The 24,216-nt window shown below is 61.1% G+C and carries 19 protein-coding genes; 9 read left to right on the top strand and 10 right to left on the bottom strand.

The window, feature by feature from the left end:
* Positions 1-330: 330 nt before the first annotated feature.
* Positions 331-1,158 (top strand): response regulator transcription factor, encoded by an 828-nt coding sequence (locus H6851_15370; GenBank protein MCB9944986.1) that lies wholly within the window; start codon positions 331-333, stop codon positions 1,156-1,158.
* A 74-nt stretch (positions 1,159-1,232) separates the two neighbouring features.
* On the opposite strand, the gene H6851_15365 is transcribed toward H6851_15370, so the two are convergent.
* Positions 1,233-5,540, bottom strand: a complete 4,308-nt coding sequence (locus H6851_15365; GenBank protein MCB9944985.1) for a PAS domain S-box protein — start codon at positions 5,538-5,540, stop codon at positions 1,233-1,235.
* A gap of 243 nt (positions 5,541-5,783) precedes the next feature.
* On the opposite strand from H6851_15365, the gene H6851_15360 reads away from it, so the two are divergent.
* The gene (locus H6851_15360; protein ID MCB9944984.1) at positions 5,784-6,026 is read left to right on the top strand and encodes a hypothetical protein; all 243 of its coding nucleotides are present in this window, start codon (positions 5,784-5,786) and stop codon (positions 6,024-6,026) included.
* A 205-nt stretch (positions 6,027-6,231) separates the two neighbouring features.
* Here the strand turns inward: H6851_15360 and H6851_15355 are convergent, their stop codons facing one another.
* Positions 6,232-6,654, bottom strand: a complete 423-nt coding sequence (locus H6851_15355) for an FHA domain-containing protein (GenBank protein MCB9944983.1) — start codon at positions 6,652-6,654, stop codon at positions 6,232-6,234.
* A gap of 387 nt (positions 6,655-7,041) precedes the next feature.
* Between H6851_15355 and otsB the strand changes: the two genes are divergently transcribed.
* Positions 7,042-7,836 (top strand): trehalose-phosphatase, encoded by a 795-nt coding sequence (gene otsB / locus H6851_15350; protein ID MCB9944982.1) that lies wholly within the window; start codon positions 7,042-7,044, stop codon positions 7,834-7,836.
* A gap of 110 nt (positions 7,837-7,946) precedes the next feature.
* On the opposite strand, the gene H6851_15345 is transcribed toward otsB, so the two are convergent.
* Positions 7,947-11,561: a vitamin B12-dependent ribonucleotide reductase gene (locus tag H6851_15345; GenBank protein MCB9944981.1), complete on the bottom strand. Its 3,615-nt coding sequence runs from the start codon at positions 11,559-11,561 to the stop codon at positions 7,947-7,949.
* Positions 11,562-12,348: 787 nt separating this feature from the next.
* On the opposite strand from H6851_15345, the gene H6851_15340 reads away from it, so the two are divergent.
* On the top strand, positions 12,349-12,738 hold the full coding sequence (locus H6851_15340; GenBank protein MCB9944980.1) for an NADH:ubiquinone oxidoreductase subunit NDUFA12: 390 nt from the start codon (positions 12,349-12,351) through the stop codon (positions 12,736-12,738).
* Positions 12,739-12,879: 141 nt separating this feature from the next.
* Here the strand turns inward: H6851_15340 and H6851_15335 are convergent, their stop codons facing one another.
* Both H6851_15335 and metC read right to left on the bottom strand, forming a co-directional pair.
* Positions 12,880-13,299 carry a VOC family protein gene (locus H6851_15335; GenBank protein MCB9944979.1) on the bottom strand — a complete coding sequence of 140 codons (420 nt, stop codon included), beginning with the start codon at positions 13,297-13,299 and terminating at the stop codon, positions 12,880-12,882.
* Position 13,300: 1 nt separating this feature from the next.
* Complete coding sequence (metC, locus tag H6851_15330; protein ID MCB9944978.1) at positions 13,301-14,470, bottom strand: cystathionine beta-lyase; 1,170 nt, start codon at positions 14,468-14,470, stop codon at positions 13,301-13,303.
* 290 nt (positions 14,471-14,760) lie between these two features.
* On the opposite strand from metC, the gene H6851_15325 reads away from it, so the two are divergent.
* The 4 genes from H6851_15325 (at position 14,761) to H6851_15310 (ending at position 19,095) form a co-directional block, all read left to right on the top strand.
* Positions 14,761-15,774 carry an amino acid ABC transporter substrate-binding protein gene (locus H6851_15325; protein ID MCB9944977.1) on the top strand — a complete coding sequence of 338 codons (1,014 nt, stop codon included), beginning with the start codon at positions 14,761-14,763 and terminating at the stop codon, positions 15,772-15,774.
* A 161-nt stretch (positions 15,775-15,935) separates the two neighbouring features.
* On the top strand, positions 15,936-17,162 hold the full coding sequence (locus H6851_15320) for an ABC transporter permease subunit (GenBank protein ID MCB9944976.1): 1,227 nt from the start codon (positions 15,936-15,938) through the stop codon (positions 17,160-17,162).
* A gap of 1 nt (position 17,163) precedes the next feature.
* On the top strand, positions 17,164-18,279 hold the full coding sequence (locus H6851_15315) for an amino acid ABC transporter permease (protein MCB9944975.1): 1,116 nt from the start codon (positions 17,164-17,166) through the stop codon (positions 18,277-18,279).
* Between the two features lie 66 nt (positions 18,280-18,345).
* On the top strand, positions 18,346-19,095 hold the full coding sequence (locus H6851_15310) for an amino acid ABC transporter ATP-binding protein (protein MCB9944974.1): 750 nt from the start codon (positions 18,346-18,348) through the stop codon (positions 19,093-19,095).
* Positions 19,096-19,582: 487 nt separating this feature from the next.
* Here the strand turns inward: H6851_15310 and H6851_15305 are convergent, their stop codons facing one another.
* The 4 genes from H6851_15305 to H6851_15290 all read right to left on the bottom strand — a co-directional run bounded on the left by H6851_15305 (position 19,583) and on the right by H6851_15290 (position 21,998).
* Entirely contained in the window at positions 19,583-19,927 is a 345-nt protein-coding gene (locus tag H6851_15305) for a septal ring lytic transglycosylase RlpA family protein (protein MCB9944973.1), read from the bottom strand.
* 245 nt (positions 19,928-20,172) lie between these two features.
* Entirely contained in the window at positions 20,173-20,835 is a 663-nt protein-coding gene (locus H6851_15300) for an SDR family oxidoreductase (GenBank protein ID MCB9944972.1), read from the bottom strand.
* Between the two features lie 165 nt (positions 20,836-21,000).
* Positions 21,001-21,564, bottom strand: a complete 564-nt coding sequence (locus tag H6851_15295) for a hypothetical protein (GenBank protein ID MCB9944971.1) — start codon at positions 21,562-21,564, stop codon at positions 21,001-21,003.
* A 113-nt stretch (positions 21,565-21,677) separates the two neighbouring features.
* Complete coding sequence (locus H6851_15290) at positions 21,678-21,998, bottom strand: hypothetical protein (GenBank protein ID MCB9944970.1); 321 nt, start codon at positions 21,996-21,998, stop codon at positions 21,678-21,680.
* Between the two features lie 156 nt (positions 21,999-22,154).
* On the opposite strand from H6851_15290, the gene H6851_15285 reads away from it, so the two are divergent.
* A complete protein-coding gene (locus tag H6851_15285; GenBank protein MCB9944969.1) occupies positions 22,155-23,582 on the top strand; it encodes an amidase in 1,428 nt (475 codons plus the stop codon).
* A 32-nt stretch (positions 23,583-23,614) separates the two neighbouring features.
* Here H6851_15285 and H6851_15280 read toward each other — a convergent pair whose 3' ends face one another.
* Positions 23,615-24,100 carry an Lrp/AsnC family transcriptional regulator gene (locus H6851_15280; GenBank protein MCB9944968.1) on the bottom strand — a complete coding sequence of 162 codons (486 nt, stop codon included), beginning with the start codon at positions 24,098-24,100 and terminating at the stop codon, positions 23,615-23,617.
* Between the last annotated feature and the right edge of the window lie 116 nt (positions 24,101-24,216).

The following is a 24,216-nucleotide window of genomic DNA, read 5'->3' as shown; positions in this document are numbered from 1 at the left end:
ATGAAATAGAGCCAGCTGGACGCCGATGCGAGATTAAAAGTGTAACAATTCGTCCCATCGCGAAGTTTTGCGCATGTCATTTTCGCCCATGGCGGGAGAAGTGTCGGCGTTGGAATCACCATGGGAACATCCGAAATGATTGCCGCCGTTGCAGACGGTTACGTACGGACAGTTTGTGAGCGGATGTGACGCAGGTTCTCTTGTCAGGCTGATAAAATAGCGCTTTGGTGTGCGTTGCAGTAGAATGACATTTGGTGTGGCAGACGGAACATGCAAGAAATGTTACGTTTTGTGTCGGATCGTGACAGGCTGCAACGCAACGTTCAAAAAATGTATGAACTTCCAGTAGGGGGCTTGCCCTGCCAAATTGTGAGTTGTGCTTTGAGCTTAGTCATAGTCGATGATGATCCCCATGTTCGCAATGTCCTCGAACGTTACTTGCGTTCCGAGGGCTACAAGGTCAATTCGGTGCCGAGTGCTGCCAGCTTTCGTGACGATGTCTCGCTGGCCGATACAGCTCTCGTCTTTGTCGATCTTGGGCTCCCCGACGAAAATGGCCTGGAGCTGGTGCGGGAGATCCGATCCCGGACGAACGTGCCGGTCATCATCATCACCGGCAAGAACGATCCTCTCGAACGTGTGATCGGCCTGGAGATAGGTGCGGACGATTATATCGCCAAGCCTTTCGAACTTCGTGAAGTCCTGGCGAGGGTGCGGGCGGTGTTGCGCCGCACGGCTGCCATGCGCAAGACGCTCGACACCGGCGATGTTGCACAAGGCGGCCTGTCGGAAGGGGGGGCATCGCCCGGCCTGCAATCCGGCACCATGGCCGGCTCGCCGAGATTCACCTTCGACAACATGGTGCTCGACACGCTCAAGCGCGAGCTGCGCGATGGCGATGGCGAGATTGTCAGCCTTACCAGCGGAGAATTCGACCTGCTATGTGTGTTCGCCGAGTGTCCCAACCGCGTGTTGACGCGCGAACAACTGCTCGACCGGGCGCATGGCCGGGGCTGGTCGGCTTTCGATCGCAGCATAGACACCCAGATCGCCCGCCTGCGCAAGAAGATCGAGAACAAGCCGTCGGCGCCGAAGCTCATCAAGACGGTGCGAGGTGCGGGTTACATCTTCACCGCCGAGGTCAGCCGGGTCGAGTGAATCGGTCGACATGATCGGCTTTGCCGCCGGAAAGTGGGCAAGACCGTGGTCGTACGGTGCCGGGGCGGGGCAGGTCATGACCGTTCCGGGTCCGTCGCGTTCGAATTCCTCGTATCGAGTGCCGAGCGGATGAACAGGGCCAGGGCTTCGGTGGTGAAGGGCTTGCGCAGCAGCGGCCGGTTACCCGTGTCCACCTGTTCCTGGTCGATATAGCCCGAGACCAGCAGGACCAGAAGGTCGGGCCGTTGCCTTTCCGCCTCGACGATCAGGTCCATGGCCGAGATGCCGCCGGGCATCATCACATCGGAGAGGATGATGCCGTTCTCGGGAACCATGTCGAGCAGCTCGATCGCCTCTTCGCCGTTCGCCGCCTCGAACACGACATAATCCAGCTGTTCGAGGCAGGAGACCGTGACCCTCCGGACGAGCGGGTCATCTTCAAGTACCAATACCGTTTCACCATCGCCACGCGGCAGTTGCTCGATCCCGGTTGCGCGTTCCGCCTCTTTCGCCGTTTCATCCGGACCCCTGGCTTCCGGTAGCCAGACGAAGATCCGGGTACCTTCGCCCAGGAGACTCTCCAAAGTCACGAAACCACCCGACTGACGGGCGAAACCGTAGACCATGCTCAGGCCGAGACCTGTACCGCGCCCGGATTCCTTCGATGTGTAGAAGGGTTCGAAAACGCGCTGTTGTTCGTCGGGGTCGATGCCGGTACCCGTATCGGCAATCTCGATGATCCCATAACGTCCGGCAGGGACCTCGTGCCTTGTCGCCCGATCCGGGCTGACGAACACGGGTGCGGTGCGGATGAGCAGATGGCCGCCGCGAGGCATGGCGTCACGGGCATTGATGGCCAGATTGATGACTGCGTTGCGCATCTGTGTCGGATCGACCCGGACCTTCGGCGTACCCGGCACGAGTTCCGTCTCGATGTCGATCTTGCTGCCCAGCGTGCGGGACAGCAACGGCACCAGATCGGCAATGGTCGCACCCAGGTCGATTGTACGTGACTGCAATGGTGACCGTCTGGAGAAGGCCAGCAATCTGCTCACCAGATCGGCCCCCAGGGTTGCCGCGGCCTTCAGGTCGTCAATCATGGGAAGAAGGTCTTCCCGTTCTTGCACCCGGGGTTCGAGCATCTCGATATTGCCGAGAATGGCCGTGAGCAGATTGTTGAAGTCGTGAGCCACACCGCCGGTGAGCTGGCCGATGGCCTCCATCTTCTGCGCCTGGCGCAAGGCGTCGTCGCGTTTGCGGAGTTCCGTGATATCACTGATGAACACCGTAAAACCGGGCTGGTCGCCGATGGACGTGGTGACGACCGACAGGATTGCGGGAAACAGGCTGCCATCCGCCCTTCGCGCCCGCACCTCAAGCTGGCTGATCTCCGCGGGTGCGTTCGTCCACCAGCGGCCGAAGGGCAAATCGGTGTCGTCGACCGGCATGAACCGGTCGATCATCGTCTCGACAACATCGGCTTCCGTCACGCCGAACATGTTTTCAGCAAACCGGCTGAAGGCGCCGATACGCCCGTTGTCGTCTATGTTGATGATGCCGTCCGGTGCCGCATCGAAAATGGTTCGCAGCCGCTGTTCGGAGAGATGGCTGAGCGCTTCGGCGCGGCGGATGTCGGTGATGTCGATGGCAAGCCAGATGATGCTGCCATCCGGTATTGGGAAGTCGCTGGTCGACATCCACCGGTCGTCATCATACTGGAACTCGAAGCGAATGGCGGGCTTGAGGCGCCGGTTGCGCCGGTTGGCAAGCCAGGTGTTGCGCGACCGGTGGTTGCCTGCCAGCCGGTTGCAGGCAAAATGCTCCATCAGGATGTCATAGCGGTATTCATGAACCGCCGGATCGGACGTGATGTCGAACACCTCGCGGAAGCGCGGATTGCTGATGAGCAAACGGTCACCCTTGTCGAACAGGGCGAAAAGGAGCGGCAGGGATTCGACCGCGCGAACCAGCTGCAACTCCGCGGTAGCCTGCTTTTCCTCCATGGCGACGATCAGGGAAATGTCGGTGCCGGCACCCCTGTAGCCGACAAACCGCTCGTCGGCATCGAAGACCGGCTTGCCGCTCAGATGCATGTGGATCGGCGCATCTCCATCAACATAACGGGTGAGGCGGACCTCGCGGAAGGGCTTGCGCTCGGACATGGCCTTCTCGATGCGCGAGAGGGCGAGACGGTCGCGGACATCGGTATCGGAACGTTGTTGCGACACCCCGGCTACCTCGCGCAACGGCCGGTTGGCGAGTTCGGGAAAACGGGCCGAAACGAAGGTGAAACGGTGGTCGAGGCCCGACTCCCAGAACCAGTCGGACGTCGCATCGGCATAGTCGCGGAACCGCCGTTCACTCGATGCGAGGCGTTCCTGGGTAAGCTTGAGCTGGGTGATGTCGATGCGCAATGCCACCGTGCCGCCATCGGACGTCTTGCGGTCGCTGATCTGCAGCCACCGCCCGTCGGCGAGACGCTGGACAAGGCTGCTGTCAAAGCGGTTGTCGCTACTCATACGGGCCGCGAGCCATTCCTCCTCGCACCCGATGGCCTCTTTGATCAGGCCGGCCATGACACCGGCGCGGATCTGTTCGTAGTAGGTCGTGCCGGGCTTGAAGATGTCTCCGGCCGCCTCGAATATCTTGCGGAAATGGCGGTTGCACATGACCATGCGATCCTGGGCATCGTAGAGCGCGAAACCGTCCTGCATGCTCTCGACCGCATCGATGAACTGGCGCCGGAAACGTTCCGCCTCGGCCTGATGCATCAGACGCAGTTCTTCGGCCTTCTTGAAGGCGTCGATGTCGTTGGTGGCCCCGATGAGGCGGAACGGCCGTCCATCCGGCCTCCGCAGCACGCGTCCCTTGCTTTCGACCCAGCGATATTCCCCATTGTTGCGGCGAATGCGCATCTCCACCCGGTAGGGGGCGCCATGTTCGACATGGCGGGAGAGGGCCTGTTCGATCTTGTCCCGGTCGTTCGCGTGGACACGTTCGATGAACATGTGATGCCGGGGGTGCGCTACCTGTTCGCGGTCGATGTCGAGAACGTCGTAGATACCGGGAGACCAGTATTCCTCTCCGGTTTCCATGTTGTGCTCGAAATGTCCGTCCGTCACCGCATCGAGGATCAGCCGCAGGCGCTGCTCGTTCGTGGCCAGTTCGTCCTGCGCCTGCTTGAGTGCCGTGATGTCCGAACGGATACCGACCGTTTCACCCGTTGGTGTCCGCCGTTCACTCAGGCGGATCCAGCGTCCATCGGCCAGATGCACGATATGGTTGCCATCCGGATTGCGGTGCTGGTGCAACCTTTGCGCAATCCATTCCTCTTCACGTCCCCTTGCGTCGGACAGATACCCCTTGCTGATGGCATCGCGCAGGTGTTCCTCGTACGTCAGGCCGACGGGAGATGCACCGTCGCCATAGGGGTGGATTTCAAGGAAACGCCGGTTGCAGACGACGATGCGATCAGCCTCGTCATAGAGCGCAAAGCCGTCGTCGAGGCTTTCAATGGCGATTTCCAGCCGCTGGCGGCTGGCATCCGCCTCCTCCTGCGCGCGCAACCTGGCATCTTCGGCTCTCTTGATGGGGTCGATATTGATGGCTGTGCCGTAGAAATGACGTGGGGTGCCATCATCGCCGAGTTCGGCGATACCCACCGAGAGGATCCAGCGGTAGCTGCCATCGGGCTGGCGGATGCGCAACTCAGCGCGATATTCCTGACCTTCGGAAATATGCCGTCGGAAAGTTTCGTCGAATCGGGAAACATCGTCTGGATGAAGTAGGGAACGGATCCTGTCACCATTGGGCGTGAACACGCCCGGCTCCAACCCGAACAGTCGAAAGATGCCGTCCGACCAGTACACTTCGTCGCTATCGGTTTCACGTTCCCAGTAACCGTCGACTGCGCGCAGAACCGAGCGCAGTCGCGCCTGGTAACGTTCGGCCGTACGAGCCTTGTCTTCAAGGGACCTGAACGTGTCGAGCAGTACCTGGCGTTGTTTGACGGACCCGGCGACCTGACGGCAGGTCAGCGCGAAGACCACCAGAAGGGAGGCCGTTGTCAGAAGAGGTTCCGTGTCCCCGTCGGTCCATTGCATCGGCAGGTGCCAGGAGCCGTTCATCAGGGTCAGCGCCACGCATGCCGCGGCCGTCAGCGCCAGCCAGGATCGTCGTGCCGCGGAACCGGACCCCGCCAGAAGCAGGGCCGGGAAAAACAGGACCGCCGCATGCAGCGTCGGTGCGGCGTGCATGAGCACGAATGCGAGGATGACCAGTGCGACTGCCGAGACAAGCGGAAACCAGTCCAGGAACTCGGCTGCGGGAGGTCGAGAGACAATGTTCCGATCGGGCTCGCCATGTTGCAGGAATAAGTTCATTCAGCTTGCTTTCGCTCTGAACTCACGGAAGTATGACGATATGACTTATATCAAATGGAAGTCCGACTGCAGCGGTAATAAGTACTGCTACGCATGGTAACAAAATGTCATGATTTTCAGTTAATTGGCGTCACCCCTGACATCATGGCGTAACCTGGACCCGATATATTGAGAAAGCTGGCGGAGGGTATTCGTGGATGCCGGCAAATCGAGCAAGGAAAGTCTGCAAAAAGGAAATGGACCGTGATTGTCCAGGATACAGCGCGACGTCATGAGGTAATGCAGGGACTGAAACAGGCTGCCAGCGAGCTTCAACTGATGGCCATCCGCCTTCGGTGCATGGAGGTCCCGCATGTGGGATTGCAGATCGATGCACATGACATTGCCCGCGAGATGGAGGCGCTGGCATTGGCAATCGAATCGGAGGGGCATCTGCCGCATTCCCGCCCGTTCAGGATGACGGGCTTGTCAGGAAGCTTCGGGTAGGGCCGTCTGGGTCGGACGGCACCATATGCCGACGGGCGAACAATCTGCCAAAGCTGAATCCCGCAAGCCGGGGACAGCGGGGAGCCTGGCGGAGAAACATACGGGTCAGATCCGCCAGGCGGCCATTTTGCTGGGCACCAGATAGCCAGTACGGGATGGTTCCATCGCCATCTCTTGAATATGCATGTTGCCGGTGGCTGGCCTTTCAGGCGCCAGATGCCCGATCCAGGGGCGGGCAGGCCAGACGCATGGAGACGGTGAACCTGAAGGGCGAGCCTGGCCCGCCCGCGATGATGCTGTTGTTGCCCGGGGGAAGGTGCGCGCGCAGCACACCTGCTCTCTGCCCCAGCACGACGTCATTGACGATGGTTCCCTGACGGCTGCCGGTATCGACGACAATGAGACCGTCGCGACCGCGGATAATCGCGAAATGACAGCGTGAAAGCTGGTAAGGGCGACGATCGGGCAAGGCGAGGTCGACGGGACGTCCCATGGCACGCTCGCCATGGCCGAGGCGGCGACCCACGGAAAAGGGGAGCTTGTCGATCAACTGTTCCTCGCATCCGAGGGCCAGACGGACATCGTGGGACTGACCCAGGAGGATCACTTCGAACGCAGGTTCAATCATATTTGACAGGATGTGCACGACAATCGCCTCAATTGGGTCGTTGACTACAGGTCCTTCTGCAATGCGCGTCAATCATTCGCGATCACGCGACCTTCCTTCGCACAAATGATCCCTCGATAAGCGAAGAATGGCGACAATGCACCCTTCAAGGTGCCTTCCGGGTCAATCATCCATTCATGATGAAGACCGCTTTTCCGGGCGACAAGGGGGCATTCCGGATCATGCATCGCGGCTGTCGGCATTCTGTCGACAGGCTGAAATTGGATATCGCAATGGCGATCCGGGTGGTGCTAGGTCGTCGTTGCCGATGGGCGACGTCCGGAAATGCGGGTGGATGGCCGTGACGGTCGATCGGTGGCACTGACATGATCAACGTTCGGAGACGATATGGGTGTAGCGATCAAGGCCCTGCCGGCCGCAGGCGAAAGCCTCGACCTGATCGAGGCGGCGTGGGTTGGCCGTGGTGTTGCCCTGTTCCTCGATTTCGACGGCACCTTGTCGCCGATTGCGGATCATCCCGAGGATGCGCAATTATACGAGGGCGTGAAGCCTGTCCTGGTCGATCTTGCCGAACTGATGCCGGTTGCCGTGGTGAGTGGTCGTGACATCGACGACGTGCGCCAACGGGTGGCCATTGACGGACTGTTCTACGCCGGCAGCCATGGATATGTGATGGAGGGGCCAGGCGGCTTCGCCGAGCGCCGCGGTGACGAGTTCCTTGCCGATCTGGATCGGATCGGGGAAGCCCTGCCACGGGTGATCGGTCATCTCGACGGCATTCTCAGCGAGCGCAAATCGCATTCGATCGCCATCCATTACCGTCTTGCCGGCGAGACTGCGTGTGCCGATCTTGCCGGACGGCTGAAGACCCTGTTGGCGGGCGAAGGGCGGCTCGAACTTCATGGCGGCAAGATGGTCTTCGAGATTCGTCCGAAATTCGAATGGCACAAGGGCATGGCTGTCCGTTGCATGCTGGACGAGCTGGGAAAGCGTCAGTCGGGGCTCATGCCGGTTTTCATCGGCGACGATCTGACCGACGAGCACGCTTTCAGTGCCATCGGCTTCAAGGGCGTGTCGATCGTCGTCGGTTCGTGCGAACGGCAGACAGATGCGCGCTACCGTCTCGACGATGTCGCCGCGGTGGCGCGGTTCCTTGCCAAGCTCCTCGACAGGCTGCGCTGAACGGCGGAGACCGACCGGAAAAGAAGAAGCCCGGGACCGAAATCCCGGGCTCAAGGAGGAGAATACAAGGAAAGAACGTCCCGCTGCCCGACGGGACGCATGTGATCGCGTCAGCTACATCCTGTTGTGGAGCCGCACGTGTCACATTTCAGGCAGGTGCCATTGCGCACCAGCGTGAAGTTGCCGCAGGAAGGACAGCTGTCGCCGACATAGCCCTGCATCCGGGCGATCTCGGCCTGCTGTTCGCGGCTGTCTCTTGATGGCGACGACACGTCGCCGACGGCGGCACTGCCGACCGTCGAACCGGTCTTCACCTTGCTGTCCGGTTTGTCCTTCGTTTCGTGTCCCGGGCCATGGCCACCCGCAAGCAGGCGGAGCTTGCCACGCACGAAACCGGTGGATGCGATCTGGGCCACGGCTTCCTCGTCCACCCCGCCCTCGCGGCTGCCGCGGCCGATCGCATCGTGGCGAAGCTGATCGGGGTCGACATTGGCAAGGTCGTTGCGGCCGAGATAGGAAATGGCCAGTTCACGGAAAATGTAGTCGATGACGGATGTCGCCATCTTGATCGAATCATTGCCCTGCACGATACCCGAAGGCTCGAAGCGCACATAAGAGAAGGCCTCGACGAACTTCTCCAGCGGTACGCCATATTGCAGTCCGGTAGAAATCGCGATGGCGAAACTGTTCATCAGGGAACGGAAGGCAGCCCCTTCCTTGTGCATGTCGACAAAGATCTCGCCCAGGGTACCGTCTTCATATTCACCGGTACGCAGATAGACCTTGTGGCCGCCAACCATGGCCTTCTGGGTGTAACCCTTGCGCCGCTGCGGCAGGACCCGGCGTTCGCCGACGATGCGTTCGACCACCTTTTCGGTGACCTGGATGATTCGCTCGACCTGTGCCTTCTCCTCGTCCTCACCGGCATCATCCTCGATCTCGAGCATCATCGAGGAGAGCGGCTGGGAGAGCTTCGAACCGTCGCGATAGAGGGCCAGCGCCTTGAGCCCCAGACGCCAGCCTTCGAGATAGGCGACATCGCAATCGGCCACGGTCGCCGTGCCCGGCATGTTGATGGTCTTCGAGATGGCACCGGAGATGAAGGGCTGGGCGGCGGCCATCATGTGAATGTGGCTCATCGCCGATAGATAGCGCCTGCCCCTGCGGCCGCAGGGATTGGCACAGTCGAACACCGGCAGATGCCGGTCCTTGAGATGCGGTGCACCCTCGACGGTCATGGTGCCGCAGCAATAGGCATTGGCCGCCTCGATCTGCTGACGGCCGAAACCCAGGGCGGCCAGCATGTCGAAGGCCGGGTCGCCGATCTGCTCGTCGCTGAAACCCAGGGCCCGGCAGGCATCGTCGCCCAGCGTGAAGCGGTTGAAGACGAACTTGATGTCGAAGGCCGTGGGCAGCTTGGTTTCGAGGTTGCGCAAGACGTCCCTGGTGAACCCCTTGGCTTCCAGTGACTGATGATTGATGTGCGGCGCCCCCTCAAGCGTGCCGCGCCCCACCGCATAACGGGTGATGTCCTCGATCTGTGCCTCGTTGTAGCCCAGCGTGCGCAGGGCCTGCGGTACCATGCGGTTGATGATCTTGAAGAAGCCGCCGCCGGCGAGCTTCTTGAATTTCACCAGTGCAAAGTCAGGCTCGATGCCGGTGGTGTCGCAGTCCATGACCAGACCGATGGTACCGGTCGGAGCGATCACCGACACCTGTGCGTTGCGCACGCCGTTCCTTTCGGCCAGTTCCACGGCTTCGTCCCAGGCGATCATGGCAGTCTCGGCGAGACCACTCACCGGCACGTTGGCCGCATCGAGCACAACCGGCAGGATCGACAGCTGCTCATACCCCTCATGTTCGCTGCGGGCCGCCCGGCGATGGTTGCGCAAGACGCGCAGCATATCCTCGCGGTTACCGTCATAGCCGGGGAACGCTCCGAGCTCGCCAGCCATTTCTGCCGACACCTTATACGATGTCCCCGTCATCAATGCCGTGATGGCACCGCAATAGGCGCGGCCGGCGGCACTGTCATAGGGAATGCCCGATGCCATGAGCAGGCCGCCGATATTCGCATAGCCCAGCCCCAGCGTGCGGAAGCGGTAGGACAGCTCGGCAATTCTTGCACTGGGGAATTGTGCCATCAGTACGGAGACCTCAAGCACGATCGTCCAAAGCCGGGTCGCGTGCTCGAAGCTCCGGATGTCGAATTCTCCGTCGGGCGTGCGGAACTGCATCAGGTTCAGCGATGCGAGATTGCAGGCCGTATCGTCGAGGAACATGTACTCCGAACAGGGATTGGAAGCGTTGATGCGGCCATCGCCGGGGCAGGTGTGCCATTCGTTGATGGTGGTATCGTACTGGATGCCCGGGTCGGCGCTGGCCCAGGCCGCATGGCAGATCTGCTCCCAGAGGTCGCGGGCACGCACCGTGCTGGAGACCCGGCCATCGGTGCGGCGGACGAGTTGCCACGGTGCATCCCGGCGAACCGCTTCAAGGAACGCCTCGCTGACCCGAACCGAATTGTTGGAGTTCTGGCCGGCAACGGTCAGATAGGCATCACTGTCCCAGTCGGCATTGAACTCGGGCAGCTCGATGGCGGTGTGTCCCTGCCGGGCAAGCAACAGGGCCTGCTGGATCGAGCCTTCGGGCAGGAAGCCGCGGCGAGCCTCACGCACGGCTTTCGCCAGCGCCTTGTTGACCTTCGGATCGAAGCGCCCGTCACTGTCACCTTCGCCTTCAGCATCGCCGCAGGCGGCGAGAATGGCGTTGACATGGCGCTTGACCAGCCTGGAGCCGGCGACCAGTGCGGCAACTTTCTGCTCTTCGAGAACTTTCCAGGAGATGAACTGTTCGATGTCCGGATGATCGACATCGCAGATGACCATCTTGGCGGCACGGCGTGTGGTTCCGCCGGACTTGATCGCACCGGCCGCCCGGTCGCCGATCTTGAGGAAGCTCATCAGGCCTGACGAACGGCCACCGCCCGACAGGGCCTCGCCCTCGCCGCGCAGGTTCGAGAAGTTCGTGCCGGTACCCGAGCCGTATTTGAACAGGCGCGCCTCACGGACCCACAAATCCATGATGCCGCCCTCGTTCACCAGATCGTCATTGATGCTCTGGATGAAACAGGCATGCGGCTGCGGACGTTCATAGGCCGTCTTCGACGCGTGGACCGTACCGTCCTTCGGGTCGACGAAGAAATGCCCCTGGGCCGGCCCGTCAATGCCGTAGGCCCAGTGCAGACCGGTATTGAACCATTGCGGCGAATTGGGCGCGGCCATCTGGCGGGCCAGCATGTAGCGGTGTTCGTCGAAGAAGGCGCGAGCATCCACCTCCGTATCGAAATAGCCATGCTTCCAGCCCCAGTAGGTCCACGTGCCGGCAAGACGATCAAAGACCTGCTGCGCACTGGTCTCGCCTCCCAGGCGCTCATCGGCCGGCAGGGAGGCCAGCGCCTCGTCATCGGCCACGCGCCGCTGCAACCAGCTCGGCACCCCCTTCTCTCGAACGACCTTCAGCCGCGCCGGGACACCGGCCTTGCGAAAATACTTCTGCGCCAGGACGTCGACAGCCACCTGCGACCAGCTCGAAGGCACCTCGGCCTCGTCGAGCCGAAAGACCACCGTTCCGTCCGGATTGCGAATCTCGCTGCTCGCCAGCCGGAAGGGGATCGCCTCGTAGGGTGATTCACCTGCCTTCGTATAGGCGCGCTGGATCTTCATCGACCGCATTCTCCTCGTCGTCGAATTCCTAGAATGTTCTCGAACCGTTCGTCAAATCAAAAACGGGATCCCGCAAACCGCGCAGGAACGGTATCCCATGACGTAACGGTCAGCGTCGACTGATCCGCTTATCACTCAACGCTTAGTTTAGACCTGTCCGCGGCAAATCTCAATCGGCATATGAAACCGGACCTTTCCAGCCACGAAAGGGCGGCAGGACGCTCCCAAAGTCATCGACATGAGCTTCGGGAGAGCAGGACCCATCGCTGGTTGCCCAACAATCGCTAGATATAGCCACAACAAGAGGAAGGCAAACTAAATATTGATTTGAAGCGAAAAGACTCCCGGTAGGGGTCGAACGCTTGGATGGCGCATCTTGTTGCAATCAATCCGCGCCTGAGTCGAGAGTGATATCAACCTCCCTCAGGTGATCGGTCCCTCGATCGTGCCCGCAGGGCAACATCGAGAGCGCGGGGTGGCAACGACGAGAGAGAACCCCTGTGGATCATTTTGCCGGGTTGTGAATTGCCGCTGGCTACCTGTGGACAAGCGGGGAATGAAGGCAACAGGGGATATCTCGCGCCCACCGGTGGAAAATGATGGCGATCATCAATTCGCTGATGGTGCTCAGCGAAAGTCAATCTTGGCGGTTTTCCCATTTATCCACAGCCTGTTGGCGGATCTCCCGGAGCGCCTGCGACCGTTCGGCCCGGCAGGCGCGTAGTACTGGACGCCCTGGACCCGACGCGGCATAACGGGCGCGACATTGCTGGAACTCGGGAGTGCAATCTTGCTCAAGTGGCTCAAGCTCAATCGTCTCGGCACTCACCTCCTGACGCAGCGCAAGGGCGTGAAGGTCGGTGAGGATGAGTATGGCAACGTCTATTATCGCGAACGCGGCGACGTGGATGACTGGCGCAATGAACGGCGCTGGGTTGTCTATCCCGGGGAAGGCGAGATCGACGCGAGCTCGGTGCCGGCCGGTTGGAACGCCTGGCTGCACAAAAATCGCGAAAAGGCTCCAAGCGAGTTGTCGCCGTTGGTCAAGAGCTGGGAGAAGGAGCATCAACCCAATCAATCGGGGACCGGCAACGCCCACCTGCCGAAGGGGCATGTCAGTCGTGGCGGCCAGAGGGCTCACGCAACCGGCGATTACGAAGCCTGGTCTCCGGAATAGATCATCTTCTCATGGGCATCCGCATCGAAGGCGTCGGGAAATCCGGCGCCTTTTTTGATGCCCGCACGGCGAGCGTGTCAGGGGTGGGAGAGGGATCCGCTGACCTGCGATTGAGTTCCGCTTAGCGGGTTGATCGCGGTATCAGTTGTTATCCCCAGCCTGTGGACAATCGGGAAATCCCCAGATCAGCGGTGTTGCGATCTCAAGGCTGTTACCATCCGGGTCGCGAAAATAGAAGGACCTGCCGCCGCGTGGCCATGCCTGGCGCTGTTCGATCGCGATGCCGTGACGGGTCAGTCGCTGCTCCCATGCGGCAAGCTCGGCTTCGGGAACCTTGAAGCAGGCATGGCCGCTGCCGTCCGTACCGTGCGAAGGAACGCCGCGGCTTTCCCGGGCTGCCGCGCGCTGGAAGACGAGCAGCATTGCCTGGTCGAGCCTGAAGAAGATGAACAACCCTTCCTTGCGACTGTCCACTTCGAGGCCAAGCACGCCGGCATAGAATGTCTCGGCAGCCGCAAGATCGTCGACATAGAGAACGGTCTCGAGAATGCCGCGCAACATGTCAGTCGGTGTTCCGGTAGCGTACCAGCCCCGCTTCGAGGTCGGCCATGAGGTCGGCAGGCTCCTCGAGCCCGATATGCAGGCGCAACAGCGGGCCGGGACCGCTCCACGTCGTGGCCGTGCGGATAGCGGTGGGGTCGGGAGCGGTGACGAGGCTTTCGAAACCACCCCAGCTGGCGCCGATCCCGAAGAGTTCGAGATTGTCGACCATCGCCTCCACCGCTGCGCGGCTTCCCGGCTGCATCACCACGCCGAACAGGCTCGATGCGCCGGTCATGTCGCGCTTCCACAACTCGTGCCCGGGATCGGAGGGCAGGGCAGGATAGAGCACCCTGTCGACTTCGGGGCGCTCGTGCAGCCATCGGGCCACTTCCATCGCGCTGCGCTGCTGGCGTTCGAGGCGGGCCGCCATGCTGCGCATGCCGCGCATCGCCAGAAAGCAGTCCTCCGGAGAGACACTGTCCCCGAAATGCGAGATATGTTCGCGCATGCGTTCATGGACCGCCTCGGTCGTGGTGATGACGCCCATGAGAATATCGCTGTGACCGCCGATATATTTGGTTACGGCCTGGATCGAGATGTCGATGCCCAGATCGAGCGGCTTGAAGAACAGGGGGGTCGCCCAGGTGTTGTCGATGAGTGTCAGGACCCCGTGTTTTTTTGCCACAGCGGCGATGGCCGGCACATCCTGCATTTCGAAGGTGAGGCTGCCGGGCGATTCCAGCAGGATGAGCTTCGTTTCGGGACGGATCAGGTCCTCGATGCCACCGCCGACGGCAGGGTCGTAGTAGGTGGTTTCTATCCCGTAGCGCGCAAGGTCGCGATCGCAGAAACGTCGGGTGGGGAAATAGGCGCTGTCTGTAACGAGAAGGTGGTCGCCGGCACCCAGCAAGGCTGCAAGGGGAAGTGTAATGGCGGCGAGGCCGCTTGAGACGGCAAGCGAGCGGTATCCGTGTTCGAGTTCGGCGATCGCCTCCTCGAACGCGAATTTCGTCTGGGTGCCGTGGGTTCCGTAGGTGAGATCGACATGCGTGCGGGCCTTGCCCTGCGCTTCGAGCGTCGGGAACAGGATGGTCGAGGACCGGAATATCGGGGTGCTGACCATGCCCCCGTAAAGCTCCGGAGAACGGGCGAGGGTTACCAGCTTGGTTTTTTCTTCCAATGAGGACATCCATGGCAGAAGTCAATCAACACTGCTGCGGCGTTAGCATGAACTCATCGCCCCTGCCAGTATTCCGAAGGCGGTTTGATTGATTCTCCTTTTCCACCGGCAAGCGCTTTTACCGCTGTCGGACGCCCGGAATACGTGAGCTGACGCGCCTCTGGTCATCTTGTTATTGGCATATGGGATTTTGCGTGCCATGAATCGCTCAGCATCCGGCGCTGTGGTCAGACGCCGGGCATGACACGGTGTGACGCGTTCAAGTGAACAAGGAGGTCTCCCCAGTGAATATAAGATACATGGCGCTTGCCGGATCCGTCTTTCTCATGGCCGGTCTGGCCACCGGAGCGAAGGCCGGCGAAACCCTTGATGCGGTCAAGGCCAAGGGTTTCCTGCAGTGCGGTGTCTCGTCCGGTCTCGCAGGGTTCTCGTTTACCGGCGCCGATGGTGAATGGGACGGCTTCGACGTCGATTTCTGCCGGGCCATGGCTGCCGGCATCTTTGGCGACAGGAATGCCGCAAAGTTTACTCCCACGACCGGCAAGACCCGTTTCACCGCGCTGGCCTCGGGCGAGATCGACGTACTCGCCCGCAACACGACCTGGACCTTCAGCCGGGACGTCGACCTGAAGTTCGAATTCATCGGCGTCAACTATTATGACGGCCAGGGTTTCATGGTGCCCGAGTCGCTCGGCGTAACCAGCGCCAAGGAACTCGACGGTGCGACCGTCTGCATCCAGACCGGCACGACCACCGAGCTCAATCTCGCGGACTTCTTCCGTGCGAACAACATGAGCTACGAGCCGGTGCCGATCGAGACCAATGCCGAGGCCCAGCAGAAGTACCTGTCGAACGCCTGTGACGTCTACACGACCGATGCGTCGGGTCTCGCCGCGACCCGTGCGACCTTCGAGGACCCCGGCGCGCATATCATCCTGCCGGAGATCATTTCCAAGGAGCCGCTTGGTCCGCTGGTCCGCCATGGCGATCCCGACTGGGGCGATATCGCCCGCTGGACCCTGAATGCGCTCGTCATCGCCGAGGAGCTCGGTATTACCCAGGCCAATGTCAATGAACTGGCCGCATCGGCGGGTGATAATCCCGAAATCAACCGCCTGCTTGGTACCGAAGGCGAATACGGTGCCATGATGGGCCTGTCGAAGGACTGGGCGGTCAACGCCATCGCCGCGGGCGGCAACTATGGCGAGATCTTCGAACGCCACCTTGGTACCTCGACTCCCATCGATCTCGAACGCGGTCTCAACCAGCTCTGGTCGAAGGGCGGTATCCTCTATGCTCCGCCGTTCCGGTGATTCCTGATCTGAAACAATAACAAGAAGAAGGGTGCGCCGGTCGGGGAGGCGGCGTACCCTTGCCGATGGAAAACTCGCGGCGGTGGAAGAGTGGAGACACACCGGCTCCTGACTGCCGCAGGGTTCCTGCCTGCAAGTTCGAACGAAGGGCGGCCCGGCTGATGGCAACGACCACAATGCCCCCCACTGACGGCTTTCGTGTCGGAATGCTCCTGTCCGACACCCGATATCGCGGTATCACGATCCAGATCATCGCGCTTTTCATCGTCATGCTGATGATCGCGTGGCTGGTCGACAACACGATCCGCAACCTTTCGGATCTGGGAAAGGACTTCAGTTTCGCCTTTCTCTGGCAGCCATCCGGCTATGACATCAACCAGCACCTGATCGACTACACATCGCGCTCGACCAATGCCCGGGCGGCCCTGGTCGGTATCCTCAACACGCTGCTGGTGGCGGTGATGGGCTGCGTGACGGCCACGGTCATCGGCGTATTCGCCGGTGTCCTTCGGTTGTCCAGGAACTGGCTCGTCGCGAAGCTGATGACCGTCTATATCGAGACCTTCCGCAACGTGCCGGTGCTGATCTGGATCCTGATCATCTCCGCTGCCGTGAACGAATTCCTGCCGAGCCCCCGCGACTTCCGCCTCAATGCCGAAGGTGTCGCCAACGCCGCGCCCTACCTGAACGGTGCACTGGTGATGACCAATCGTGGTTTTTACACCGCTGCTCCGGTGTTTCATGACGGGTCAGGCGTTGTCGTCATCGGCCTGCTCGCCGCCATCGCGCTTGCCATCCTGTTCGGCACCTGGGCGCGCAAGCGCCAGGAGGCCACTGGGGAGATCCTGCCCTCGGGCTGGATCCGGCTGGGCATCATCGTCGGTATCCCGCTGGTGTTGTACTTCATCATGGGCATGCCCATCGGTGTCGAATATCCCGAGCTCAAGGGCTTCAATTTCCAGGGTGGCATCTACGCCCGGGATTCGCTCATCGCCCTGTGGCTGGCGCTTTCGATCTATACCGGTGCGTTCATCGCCGAGAATGTCCGGGCCGGCATCCTTGCCGTGAGCAAGGGACAGACCGAGGCGGCCTCCGCACTGGGGCTGCGGCCGGGAAGGATCATGCGGCTGGTGGTCCTGCCGCAGGCGCTCCGTATCATCATCCCGCCGCTCATCTCGCAGTACCTGAACCTGACCAAGAACTCGTCGCTGGCGATTGCCGTCGGCTACATGGATGCCACCGGCACCTTGGGCGGCATCACGCTGAACCAGACCGGCCGCGAGATGGAGTGCATCCTGCTGCTGATGACCTTCTACCTGATCACCTCGCTCACCATCTCGATGGCAATGAACTGGTACAATTCCCGCGTGAAGCTGAAGGAGCGCTGAGATGCCCGATCGCACCATCGCCTTCGTCGCCCGGGAGACGATCCCGCCTTCGCCGCCACCGTCATCCTCCACGGGCGCCGTCGGATGGCTGCGGGAGAACCTGTTCTCAAGCTGGTTCAATGCCGTTTTGACGGTCGTAGCGCTGTATATCATCTACAACGTTCTGGCCGCCGTCATTCCCTGGCTGTTCCTCGATTCGGTGTGGAATGCCTCTTCGCTGGCACAGTGCCGGGAGATTTCCGGCGACGGCGCCTGCCTTGCGGTGATCCACGAACGCTTCCACCAGTTCATCTACGGCTTCTATCCGGCCGAACAGCGCTGGCGGCCGAATCTCGCCTTCCTGCTGTTGCTGGTCGCAGTGGCTCCTGTCCTGTTCGACCGACTGCCGCGGAGCATGCTCTGGTTCTCGGCCATCTATCCCGTCATCGCCTTCCTGCTGATCTGGGGTGGATTCTTCGGTCTGCGGGCGGTTTCCTCCGACCAGCTCGGCGGCTTCCTGCTGACCCTGATCATCGGTGTCACCGGCATCGCCGCCTCGCTGCCGCTGGGCATCATGCTGGCTCTTGGCCGCCAGTCGGACATGTTCTTGATCCGCACCCTTTCGGTGGCCTTCATCGAGTTCATCCGCGGCGTGCCGCTGATCACCCTGCTGTTCGTCGCCTCCACGCTGCTCAATTACTTCCTGCCGCCCGGGACCACCTTCGACATCATCCTGCGCGTGCTCATCATGGTCACCCTGTTCGCCTCGGCCTACATGGCCGAAGTCATTCGAGGCGGGCTCGCAGCCCTGCCGAAGGGACAGTACGAGGCAGCCGATGCGCTGGGGCTCGACTACTGGAAATCGATGCGGCTGATCATCCTGCCGCAGGCACTCAAGATTGCCATTCCGGGTATCGTCAACACCTTCATCGGCCTTTTCAAGGATACCACTCTGGTATCGGTGATCGGCCTGCTCGACCCGCTCGGCATCATCTCGCCGATCCGCGCGGACCAGAGCTGGAACGGCATCGTCTGGGAGCTCTACGGCTTCGTTGCGCTGTTCTTCTTCATCTGCTGCTTTTCCATGTCCCGCTATTCCATGTACCTGGAGCGCAAGCTCCAGACCGGCCACCGCTGAGGGAGAGCCTTCATGAACGAACACGTCCAGACCAACGGCGCCGACCAGGCGGTCGACCGTTCCCGCATGCAGGTCTCCGATGAGGTCGCCATCGAGATCAAGGGCATGAACAAGTGGTATGGCGACTTCCACGTGCTGCGTGACATCAACCTCACCGTCATGCGAGGCGAGCGGATCGTCATCTGCGGCCCGTCCGGTTCTGGCAAGTCGACGCTGATCCGTTGCATCAACCGCCTCGAGGAACACCAGGCGGGCACCATCACCGTCGACGGCACCACGCTCTCCTCCGACCTCAAGAACATCGACAAGATCCGTTCGGAAGTCGGCATGGTCTTCCAGCACTTCAACCTGTTCCCGCATCTCACCATCCTCGAGAACTGCACGCTGGCGCCGATCTGGGTGCGCAAGACGCCCAGGAAGGAAGCCGAGGAGACGGCGATGCACTTCCTCTCCAAGGTCAAGATTCCCGAACAGGCCAACAAATATCCGGGCCAGCTCTCCGGCGGCCAGCAGCAGCGCGTCGCCATCGCCCGAAGCCTGTGCATGAAGCCGCGCATCATGCTGTTCGACGAGCCTACGTCCGCCCTCGATCCGGAGATGATCAAGGAGGTGCTCGACACCATGATCAGCCTTGCCGAGGAGGGCATGACCATGCTCTGCGTCACCCATGAGATGGGCTTCGCCCGCAAGGTCGCCAACCGCGTCATCTTCATGGACCAGGGCCAGATCGTCGAACAGAATGAACCTGAAGAGTTCTTCCTCAATCCGCAGAATGAGAGAACAAAACTGTTCTTGAGCCAGATCCTGCAGCATTGATTTTTTTTGCGAGTCGGCCGTTTGCCTTGGAATGCAGGACCAGGGCGACCGGGCCATTTTCCCGTGTTCTTTGGCTGAATCGTTAGCTGATGCCCGTTTCATGTTCTTCGGGAGACCGGAAGATCAGTTGACAGGGCACGAAGAATTCAAATGACTGTTGTCGATGGCGAAGACGAGGCGACGCTCGTCAAGTTGCGTCTTGGGCGCTTGCCCGCATTGTCGGGGCGAAGGCATGGAGCCACGGTCGACTCTCGACGGCAAACGCGAACACGGCAAAAAGAAAGCCCGCGCAAAGACGCGGGCTTTCCCCGAGATCGCTTGACGATCCCCGTGGCCCCATTCGCGGGTTCGCGGGGGCGTGCCTCCCAAGCCTACTCGGCTGCGCAGCTTTCCGCGCAGGAGCAGGTTACCACATTCACCTCATGGGGCAATCTGTCGCTTTCAGTTGAAATATTAAACTTTCGGCGTTGAACAATTCGGTACGGTTTCATCTGGTGCGGGGACGCCATCGTGCCTGTGCATCGATCCGCACCCGGGTCACGCCGTTCTTCTCGTATCCGAGCTTGCGGGCCGCTGCGGCACTCAGGTCGATGATGCGGCGTGGAACAAAGGGACCACGATCATTCACGCGAACACGGACCTTGCGGCCATTGGCAAGATTGGTGACCGTGACGATGGTGCCGAATGGCAGGACCGGATGGGCTGCGGTCAATCGGGAGGGGTCGAAGATCTCACCGCTGGCCGTGGGCTGGCCTTCGAACTCGCTGCCGTACCAAGAAGCGCTGCCGCTTTCGACATGACGGGCAACGGGAACCGGGATCTCGCCCGCCATTGCACCGGCGGGCGAGATCAGATGCAAGAGGCCGGCTGCGACCAGCAATGATCGGGCGAGAGGTGTCGTACTGCTCGATGTCAAATTCCTGCTTCTCCGCTCTGTGGACGTATGCCTGCGCGCGGACAAGCCGTGCACCTGACGGAATCGACCATGGCGGAAAAGAGGTTAAGATTTCATGGGCATGACATGAAATTACCGGATTTGCGGCTGTTCAACAGACGGTGATGTCCGGCTGGGGCGGGCTACCAGGCGATCGGCGTTCCATCATAGTTGAAGAATGCCCCGTTGCTCCCGGAATCGAGACCGAGGATCAGCGTCTTGATGCCGTCGGCACTCTCGTCGACACTGATGGCGGCAGCGGGGCCGCCCATGTCGGTCCGGACCCAGCCCGGATGAACCATGGTGCAGATCATCCCCTTGTCGGCAAGGTCAAAGGAAAGGGAACGCATCACAGCGTTAACCGCTGCCTTGGACGAACGATAGACCATCTCGCCGCCGCTGGTGTTTTCGCCCATGCTGCCCATCCGGCTCGAAATGGTGACGATCTTCTTGTGTCGACCGGCTTCGAGATGGGGCAGGAAGGCCCGTACGACCCGTGCCGGCCCGAGAACGTTCACATCGAGCACCTCTCGCCAGACGGCTTCATCCATATGATCGAGACCGGTGCCACGATCGCCGAAAATGCCGGCATTGTTGACCAGAACGTCGATGGGCCTGTCCTTGAGCTGTCGGGCCGCGGCACTGACCGACGCATTGTCGCCGACATCCATGGTGACGGATTCCGTCGCGTAGATCGTGGGACCATGGCGCGAGGCCGCCAGCACATCGTAGCCCTCTCGCACGAAAAGCTCGGCAAGCTTGCGGCCGATACCACGTCCGGTACCGGTGATCAGAATGGTGGGCATGAGGGGGCTCCGAAACAGGAATGGGACACAGGCAGGTTTCATCCGCGTGGTAGCAGACCCGCCGCATCAAGCGAAGGCCCCGAAGGCATGAAAATCAACAGTCGTGTAAGATAGCGGCAGCCTCGCGGAATTCGCGCAGGCTCGGTCATCGCCGACAGGATACGGTCAGTGCAGTTTCCGACAGCCCCGCGCATCCAGATGTGCCCATAGCACATCGGCTCCATCCCGTTCCACCCGGACCGCCCAGGTAACCAGGTGAGTTGCCAGCGCCTCGATCAGGCCGGCTGTTTCCACGTCATCGACGCCCATCGCTGCCAGACTCGTACCGAAGGACTGCGAGGCCACCGGTATGTCGATGGCGAGCCCGATGCTGCCCGACAACCCGTCGGTATCCGTCAGCACTCCGATCCGGCACAACTCACGGCCATTGACCCGTACCGCCGCGGGCGGCTGGGTCACGGTCAGCTCGACATCATCGGGCAGGATGGCAGCGACGGTATCGCCAAGCGCCGCCAGCATCAGATCGGTGGCAGCCCGGACATCCTCGCCCGGCTGCAGATGGACCATGAACACGCAATCGAGCCGCAGGGCGCTTTCGCGCCACACGACCAGTCCATCCGCCATCTCGCCATGGCCCATGATCTGGGTGGCAACGATGGTCTTCGGATTCTCCGATCCCGGAAGGATGACGAGCTCGAAGCCGGAGGGCAGGTTCGGATGGCGCATCACGATTTTGGCAATTCCGTATCCCCGGCGGAAGTCATGAAGATCGAGGCATTGGATAACGGGCAGCTTTCCGTTGCTGGCACACGGTGTCGACTACCACAGTTGTCGGGCTTTTCCTATGCTTCGGGCCCCTCCTTGTTCAACTTGAGATCTTCCCAGCGCCGTCCGGCAGCGAGGATGCAGCCTTCGCCTTGCGGCGAGATCGACAGGATTGTCCAGCTGTCCTTGTCCTTCGAGGCAAAGACCTGCAGGATATTGCCGTTCGATTGCATGCCCAGGGAGATGGGGGCCTCTTCGTAACGACTGTCGAGCTGGCGGGCGATCTCCTTGTAATCGTGGCAGGAAACACGCGGCGGTACTGACAGGACCTGGGCTTGCGGCGCCGATCCTCCGGCGACGATGCCCGCGAGTGTCAGCGCGCAGAGCTTGCCACCCATGACCGGTACTCCATTCTTGCGGGCGTGGCCGCAGCGGCACGCCTTGATCGGATTGGAACAAAACGAGGTTAACAAAGCGTTAGCCCGGCATCTTTTTTAACGAGATTGCTACGGGTTTTCATGTCGAATTGAATGGATCCCAGGGAGGAGCTGACGATGAATGACCATGAACTGCTGTCCGCCAATGCCCGCGACCTGCACGACTTGTACCGGTCGCGGAGCCTGTCGCCGGTCGATGTCGCCCGGGCTTGCCTCGAAGCCGCCCATCGCCATCAGGAACGGTTCTGTGCCTTCAGCCTGATCGATGACGAATGCGCTCTCGCTGCAGCCCGTGCCTCGCAGGAGCGCTTTGCCCGGAAAGAACCGCTCGGACCGCTGGACGGCATCCCCGGCACGATCAAGGACCTTGTCCTGGCCGAGGGATGGCCCACCCGACGCGGCAGCCATACGACCGGCGATCCGGCGCCGGAGACGAGGGATGCGCCCGTCGTGCGGGCGCTGCGTGCCACAGGCATGGTCTTTCTCGGAAAGACGACCACTCCCGAGTTCGGATGGAAGGCACTCACTGACAATCCCCTTGGCGAGATCGCTCGCAACCCGTGGAACGAACGCATGACCGCCGGCGGCAGCAGCGGCGGGGCGGCCATTGCCGCAGCCCTCGGCATGGGGGTGATGCATATCGGCACGGATGGCGGCGGTTCGATCCGCATCCCGGCCGGACTGACCGGCACGGTCGGCCTCAAGCCGACCTTCGGGCGGGTTCCCGCCTATCCGCCAAGCCCGTACGGCACCGTCTCCCATGTCGGCCCGATGACCCGAAGCGTGGTCGATACGGCCCTGATGCTCGATGCCATGAGCGTGGCCGACCTCGACGACTGGTACGCGGTCCCGGCACCGGCGATGCGGTTCGCAGATGCCCTCGATGCGCGGAGTCGCGAAGGCGGTTTCGCCGGAATGCGCATTGCGGTGAGTCCGGATCTGGGATTTATCGATGTTCACCCCGATGTTCTTGACCTGTTCGAACAGGCGGTAAGCGTGTTCGCACGCCTGGGTGCGCGAATCGAACGGGTTACACCGCCCCTTGGCCAACCGTTCCGGCTGTTCACCGATCACTGGTATACCGGCGCCGCCAATCTTCTGGAGACAATCCCCGAAGGTCTGCAAGATCGCATCGATCCCGGGCTTCGCGAAATCGCTTCGAAAGGACGCGAATTGTCCAGTACCCGGCAACGCCATGCGCAGCTCGAACGTGCCCGGCTCGGTACTGCCATGCAGCAGTTCTTCGCCGATCATGACCTGTTGCTGACCCCGAGTGTTGCCATCCCCGCCTTTGAGGCCGGGCATGAGGTGCCGCCCGGCAGTGGACTCGAACGGTGGATCGAATGGGCCGGCTTCAGTTATCCCTTCAATCTCACACAGCAGCCGGCGATGAGCGTGCCGGCAGGACTGACGGCGCAGGGCCTGCCCGCGGGCCTGCAGATCGTCGGTGCGAAATTCGACGAGGGGAAGGTGCTGGCTGCCGCTGCAGCGTTCGAGGCTGCCCGTCCATGGCCGCGCTTGGCTCCGCCTGCAACGATGCCATGAGCTGAGCTTCGGGGGTCGCCAACTCGCGCCGGTCAGCCGGCATCCGGCGGGTCGATGGGAAGGGCCGTATCGTACTTGATCTCGCGCAGGGTGAAGCTCGATTTCACATGCTGTATGCCGGGGATGCGGAAGATATGGTCGTTCAGCAGGCGATCGTAGTCGCGGACGCTCTTGACGTGGATCTTGAGAAGAAAGTCCGCATCCCCGGTAAGCGCATAGCATTCGAGAACTTCGGGCAGCTTTTTCACGATCTCCTCGAAATCCGTATACATTTCGCGATTGTGCTTCTCGATGGTCACCTGTGCGAAGACACATTCGCCGACACCCACGGCATCCGGTTCCAGCAAGGCTGCGTAACGGCGGATGACGCCACCTTCCTCCATCTCCTTGACCCGGCGCCAGACCGGCGACGCCGAGGCTCCCACCCGTTCGGCCAGTTCCTGGTTGGTCAGGCGGCCGTCTTTCTGCAATTCGATGAGGATTTTGCGGCGCAAGACATCATCAAGCAGATCGACCATGGCGAAAAATTCCCGGTGTGAACGCTTCAGGACAGGAAAATCCTTTCCCTGCATCCAAACGTCAAGTCCGACATAGGCAACTCATTTCCACCTCCCCGCCTTAAGATCGCTACCAA

Source organism: Geminicoccaceae bacterium (genome assembly GCA_020638465.1).
Taxonomy (GTDB): Bacteria; Pseudomonadota; Alphaproteobacteria; order Geminicoccales; family Geminicoccaceae; genus JAGREO01.
Note: the sequence above shows the minus strand (reverse complement) of the source record. Positions and strands in the feature narration are given on the sequence as shown.

Bases quoted from the DNA above. Each gene is read 5' to 3' on its own strand.
- H6851_15370 (MCB9944986.1), top strand. From the start codon at position 331: ATGTATGAACTTCCAGTAGGGGGCTTGCCCTGCCAAATTGTGAGTTGT.
- H6851_15365 (MCB9944985.1), bottom strand. From the start codon at position 5,540: ATGAACTTATTCCTGCAACATGGCGAGCCCGATCGGAACATTGTCTCT.
- H6851_15355 (MCB9944983.1), bottom strand. From the start codon at position 6,654: ATGATTGAACCTGCGTTCGAAGTGATCCTCCTGGGTCAGTCCCACGAT.
- otsB (MCB9944982.1), top strand. From the start codon at position 7,042: ATGGGTGTAGCGATCAAGGCCCTGCCGGCCGCAGGCGAAAGCCTCGAC.
- H6851_15345 (MCB9944981.1), bottom strand. From the start codon at position 11,561: ATGAAGATCCAGCGCGCCTATACGAAGGCAGGTGAATCACCCTACGAG.
- H6851_15335 (MCB9944979.1), bottom strand. From the start codon at position 13,299: ATGTTGCGCGGCATTCTCGAGACCGTTCTCTATGTCGACGATCTTGCG.
- metC (MCB9944978.1), bottom strand. From the start codon at position 14,470: ATGTCCTCATTGGAAGAAAAAACCAAGCTGGTAACCCTCGCCCGTTCT.
- H6851_15325 (MCB9944977.1), top strand. From the start codon at position 14,761: ATGGCGCTTGCCGGATCCGTCTTTCTCATGGCCGGTCTGGCCACCGGA.
- H6851_15320 (MCB9944976.1), top strand. From the start codon at position 15,936: ATGGCAACGACCACAATGCCCCCCACTGACGGCTTTCGTGTCGGAATG.
- H6851_15315 (MCB9944975.1), top strand. From the start codon at position 17,164: ATGCCCGATCGCACCATCGCCTTCGTCGCCCGGGAGACGATCCCGCCT.
- H6851_15310 (MCB9944974.1), top strand. From the start codon at position 18,346: ATGCAGGTCTCCGATGAGGTCGCCATCGAGATCAAGGGCATGAACAAG.
- H6851_15305 (MCB9944973.1), bottom strand. From the start codon at position 19,927: ATGGCGGGCGAGATCCCGGTTCCCGTTGCCCGTCATGTCGAAAGCGGC.
- H6851_15300 (MCB9944972.1), bottom strand. From the start codon at position 20,835: ATGCCCACCATTCTGATCACCGGTACCGGACGTGGTATCGGCCGCAAG.
- H6851_15290 (MCB9944970.1), bottom strand. From the start codon at position 21,998: ATGGGTGGCAAGCTCTGCGCGCTGACACTCGCGGGCATCGTCGCCGGA.
- H6851_15285 (MCB9944969.1), top strand. From the start codon at position 22,155: ATGAATGACCATGAACTGCTGTCCGCCAATGCCCGCGACCTGCACGAC.
- H6851_15280 (MCB9944968.1), bottom strand. From the start codon at position 24,100: ATGGTCGATCTGCTTGATGATGTCTTGCGCCGCAAAATCCTCATCGAA.